The following is a 5,442-nucleotide window of genomic DNA, read 5'->3' on the forward strand; positions in this document are numbered from 1 at the left end:
TGACCAGCTGGCCCTGCTCCACGCTGATGGCGCCGGCCCGGTTCGACACCGGGGCCAGGTTCTCCCCCAACGGACGCATGGTCACGTTCACCTGCGCCTCGGCGACGGCACCGCGACCATCGGCCACCGTGTACCGGAACGACACCGTGCCGGCCGCATCCTCGGCGGGAGTGAACTGCACGGCCCGGCCACCGTCGATGTAATCCAGGCTGCCCTGGGCCTGGGAGAAGCCGCTCAGATTCGAGACCGTGAGCACGTCACCGTCGGGGTCGGTGTCGTTCTCCAGCACCGGCAACACCGTGGTCTTGCCCGGCCGCACCCCGTACGCGTCGTCGCGCGCCAGCGGCGCCCGGTTCACGTTCGTGCGCTCGGCCAGGGTGTCCTCAAACGACTGCTGGGCCGCCTTCTCGGTGCCGTCCTCAGCGTCCGATTCCTCGGGCGGGGTGACCTCTTCCCAGTTCTCGACCAGGCGCATGTTCGAATCCACCAGCCACACGTTGCCATTGGAGAGGTTGTTCAACGCGATCACATCACGATTGACCCGAAACTCCAGCACCGACCCCTGGGTGGGCTGCTCGATGGTCTCCCGCAACACCTCGGAACCCTCACAGTCGGCGAGGTAACGCTGGGCACCCGACCAGGCCGCGTGCGCGCACCCGTTCAACCACACCGGCGCCGACACCGATTTCGGATCGGTCACCGCGGCATCCAGCTTCGCGTCGACCGTGACGATGTCGCCGCCGTTCAGAGACACCCTCAGCAGCGCCTTCGTGGTCGCCACCAGTACCACGTCGTTCTCGGCCCCGGTCTGCTGCAACTTCAGGGCGGTTTTGGGGACCTCAATGCTCTCACCGTCGACAACGAGCCGATGGTTCTCCGTGTCCAGCAGAACGGCGGTGTCCCCCACCGCCGCGATCTGGAACTCGCCCAGCTTGGGCAGGTCGGATTCGGCGGACTCGGGTTCTTCGGCCGTCGGGTCGAAGCGGGTGAGGGTCTTGTCGGTCTTGGAGGCGCCGAAGACCACGCCGCCCGGCGAGACAGCGATGTGGCCGCCCTTGCCCAGTTTCATCACCGGGTCGGTGGCCTTGGGGTCGAAGCTCAGTTCGCCGGCGGCGTTGATCACCCAGACCTCACCGGTGGATTGGTTCATCACCGCGATGGAGTCGCCGCCGTAGGCGATCTCGGACCCCTGGGCCACGTCGACGCGTTCGCCGAGGGTGGTGAAGGCCGGGTCGATGCGTTCGATGGTGCCCGCGCTGCCGTCGATCAGGAAGACGTCTTCGCCGTCCTGCACCACGTCAAAGGTGCTCGATGAAGCGTTGACCGAGGCGTTCAGCTCTTCGATCTGCCGGTTCAACCGGCCGGCCAGCAGCTCTTTGCCGTTGGTGACCCAGACATCGCGGGCGGAGAGGTCGACATCCGTCACCGGGAAACCCTCGTGCAGCACCGCGAACGACAGGGGCACGCCCGCCAGCACCGACAGGGCCACCACGGATGCCGATACCCTTCGGCCGCGCAACCACGAACTGAGGGTCCCCACCCGATTTCCCCCAAATGTGATGTTGATGCGTGTACGTGAAAAAGTATGGCCTATCGCGCCGTGACCTTTGGCACTGTCCCCTGACCGGCTCTTACGCTAACACGCGAACGGGGGCCACCCGGATGGGCAGGGGTACCCGTTCGTGCGTGTTCATCAGCAATTCGGAATGATCGTGCCGTTGGTGTCCGAGATCCGGATGAACCAGCCGTCGTAGCTGCGGTCTTCGATCTGGAAGTAGTACCAGTTCTTGCCGTTGCGCACGGACAGGCAGATCGCATCGATCACGGTTCCGGGCTGCAGGTAGCCGCGGGCGTTCATGGTGCAGCCCGAATTGCCGTTGGTGACGGGCTTGTTGTAGGTGGAGTCCGGTTCCGGGCAGGCCTGCTGGGTCACCGAGAAGCCGTAGTGGGTCGGTGCCCAGGCCGGCGGAGGCGGTGGCGGTGTCGTGGGTGTCGCGGCGTTCGATGTGGTCCAGTCGCCGCAACCGCGCGGGTTGCAGGCCTGCACCCGGTACTGGTACTGCGTGGTCGCGGTGCCGGTGGCCGAGGCGGTTGTGGCGCCACTGGTCGAGCCGTTGGCGGCGCCGCCGGTGACCCACTCGTATTTGTAGCCGCTGACCCCGCGCCCTCCGGTACTGCCCGGTGCGGCCCAGCTGAGCCCGAGCGCACCGTTGCCGGTGGCCGACGCCGTGAGATTGGCGCTGGCGGGAGCACCGGGCACTCCGTAGGGGGTGACCGTGTTGCTGGATGCCGAGGCGTTCGAGGTGCCTTTGGCGTTCTGGGCCGTCACCTGGAACGCGTAGCTCTGTCCGTTGGTGAGTCCGGTGATGTCGTAGGTGCCGGCGCTGGTCACATTCCTGGAGCCGCCGGTCCAGCTGATGGTGTAGCCCGTGATCGGAGAATTGTTCGAGGAGGGCGCCGCGAAGCTGATGGTGGCTGCGGCATTGCCCTCGGCTGCTGTGGGCGCGTTGGGGGCATCGGGACGGTCCCGGATGACCAGGGTGATGCGTCCCTGGGTGGCTCTGGCCTGGTCCTTGGTCGCGTCGAGGATGCGGTACACGGCGGTGAGGGTGCCGGTGGCACCGGGTCCTGTCGTGATGGTCACCCCGCTCGCGGTGTAAGAGACCGACGCTTTACCTCCGCTGACGTCCTGCTCGATCGTCGCGGACACCACGGTGAGTGGTTTGCCGTCCTGCGCGAAAGGGTTGTAGTCGTTGTCGAGCACGGGAACCTGCACGACCGAACTCGGTGTCGTTTCGATGCCGGCGCCGTTGGGTCCGGCGTCGTCCACGGCCTGCGGCACGGCCCGGGTCGAGGAGACGACAGTGACATCCACCGAGCCGGGGATGGTGAACTCCCGGTAGGTGACGCTGAAGGTGAGGCGCACCCTGGTGCCGGGTTGGGTGCCGAGTGGGGAGGAGACCGTGAGGTTGGCCCCCGAGATGGCGGCGGCGACATCCGCTGTGGCGCCGGCCAGGGCGCCGTAGCTGAGGTTTTCGATGATGGCCGGGTTCGGATGCCCGCTGGATGAACGCAGGTTCACCACGGTTGCGGACTCGCCCGCCTCGAGGGTGACCTTGGGCGGGGTGAAGGTGGGGGCGACGTCTTCGAAGTCGGGGTCGCCGACGGTGATCGGGATGGTGAGGGTCGCCTGGTTGCCCGCGGGGTCGTCGGCGCCGGTGCCGTCGGTGACCACGAAGGTCACCGACGCTGGGCCGCGGTAGTCTCTGGCGGCCACAAAGCTCAACGAGGAGCCGCCGGCCACCTTTGAACCGTCACTGTTGGTCGCGGTGGCGCTGAGCAGCAGCGCGGGGCGGCCGGAGGGCACCTCGACGATGTCGCCGATGGACCAGGACTTGGACCCGTTCATCTTGACGACCTGCGGGCCGATGTCTTTCAGGAACGGCGGCGGGAACTGCTCTTCTTCTGGTGTGGGCTCGGTGGACGGCTGATTCACCGGATCCACGGGTTTGGGCTGCGGTGGCACGATGATGAATGCCGTGGCGCTGAGCTGATCGAGCTCGTTCGTGAGCCTGTATGCGATCGCCTGCCGGTCGGTTGACGGTTCGACCCGAACCGTGCCGTCGGCCTGTAGCGCGCCGTTGCCGGCGTTCGGGCCCTCGAGGGTGATCACCAGGTCCTCGATCAGACCGCTCGGGTTCTCCGCGCCGTCGAGTACCGGGACGTCGATCGGCGTGCCGGCCAGGACCTGGTCGGGCTCGACGAAGTGGTCGATCGCGACCGGGTACTGCGCCTTCGCGTCCTTGGTCACCTTCACCTGCACAAACGCCGTATCGGCACCGCCGTGCCCGTTGGTGATCTCGTACCGCAGCGTATAGGTGCCTTCCTCGGCGGGTGCCTCCACGATCACCCGGCTGCCGTCGACCGTGGCCGTGATGCCGGGGTCCACCTCGGGCAGCTTCTTCGACAGGGTCAGCTTGTACCCGTTGGGATCGGAGTCGTTCAAGACGACGGGGATCGATCCATTGCGGCCGGGCTTGATCTCGATGGCGTCATCAACCGCGTTCGGGGGCAGCATTGCCACCGGGCGGGGGATCACGCCGATCCGCACCGTGCCCTCGGCCGTGGCACCGACGGTATCCGCGACCTGATAGGTGAACGAGTCAGTGCCGGCAGTGCCGGGGTAGGCCTCGTAGATAAAGAAATCGCTGCCCTGGTCCACGATGCGGCCCAGGGTGGGAGCAGAGGTGACGGCGGTGAGGTACACCGAATCGCCGTCGGGGTCGATGCCGTCCAACGGAACCTGCACCTTGATCGTCGACTCCGCAAATGTGCGCATCGTCAACGGCAGCGGCGTGGGCGCCTGATTGTCCGCCACGTTCACGGCGATCACGGTGAACCGCACGATGGCTGTCGCGGTCTCCTGGAAGGCATCCGAGATCGTATACGCGATGCTGTAGGCGCCGGGTTCGGTGGGCGCCTGGTAGCGCACCTGATTGCCCGTGACGAAGGCCAGCCCGCCGGCGTCGGCGGTGTCGGCCAGGTCGGGGGCGACCGTCATGGTGGCGGAGTCGGGGTGGTAGTCGTTGTCGAGCACCGACACACTCACGATGTCCCCAGCGCGCACGCTCACGGAGTCGTCGACCGCGACGGGCGGCTGATGCTTGATCAGCGGCGGCACCGGCACGACGGTGACGCCGGCGGTTGACGTGCCCTCGCCGTCGCTGATCGTGTAGGTGAACTGCACCTGCTGAGTGAGGGCCGCGGATGCGGTGACCCGCAACACCGTGTTGGTGAGGATCTCGACCGTGACGAGGTCATCGGTGCTGCTCAGGTCCACGGACTGCACCGCGAGCACCCGGCCGCTGGGCGAGACGTCGTTGTCCAGCACCGGGATCGTGACGGGTTCGGCCGCGCGGAGGTAGGCGGTGTCCTTGACGGCGATCGGAGGCAGGATCTCCGCGGGGTTCTCAATCACGTCAACGCGGATCAGGCCGACGCTGGAGGTGGCGCCGGCGCCGAGGCTGTAGGTGAAGACGTAGCTGCCGGCTTTGCCCGACGATACGGCGATGGTGCCACGTTCCAGGTTCGGCACGGCGGTGAGGTCGTTGGGCACCTCGTTGACCCCGATCAACGCCAATGGGGCTCCCGACGGAGTCACATCGTTCTTGAGCGGCTCAATCAGTGCCGTCTCCCCCACGAACACCGTGCTGAAGTCCGGTGTCCCGACCGGGTTCAGCGTGCCCGCCGCCTTCACGTCCACGGTCAGCACGCCGGTGGCGGTGAGCAAGCCGTCGGAGATGACGAACTGCACCTCCTTGACCCCCAATTCCGCGGTCTTGGATTCGAAGGTCACAAAACCCTCCGGGCCGAACCGCACACCGTCACCGGTGGTCGGCGACGCCGACACCAGATAGATGTCGTCACCGTCGGGGTCGATCC

At 66.8% G+C, this 5,442-nt stretch carries 2 protein-coding genes; both read right to left on the bottom strand.

The genetic code is table 11. From position 1 onward, the window contains the following. Positions 1 to 1,540 (bottom strand): Ig-like domain-containing protein (locus E3T22_RS04720; protein WP_166789262.1); only part of this gene is annotated, 1,540 nt, incomplete at its 3' end. A gap of 153 nt (positions 1,541 to 1,693) precedes the next feature. After that, the coding region (locus E3T22_RS04725) for a fibronectin type III domain-containing protein (protein ID WP_134493527.1) at positions 1,694 to 5,442 on the bottom strand (3,749 nt) is incomplete at its 5' end.

The organism is Cryobacterium sp. TMB3-10 (assembly GCF_004402305.1).
Lineage (GTDB): Bacteria > Actinomycetota > Actinomycetes > Actinomycetales > Microbacteriaceae > Cryobacterium > Cryobacterium zongtaii.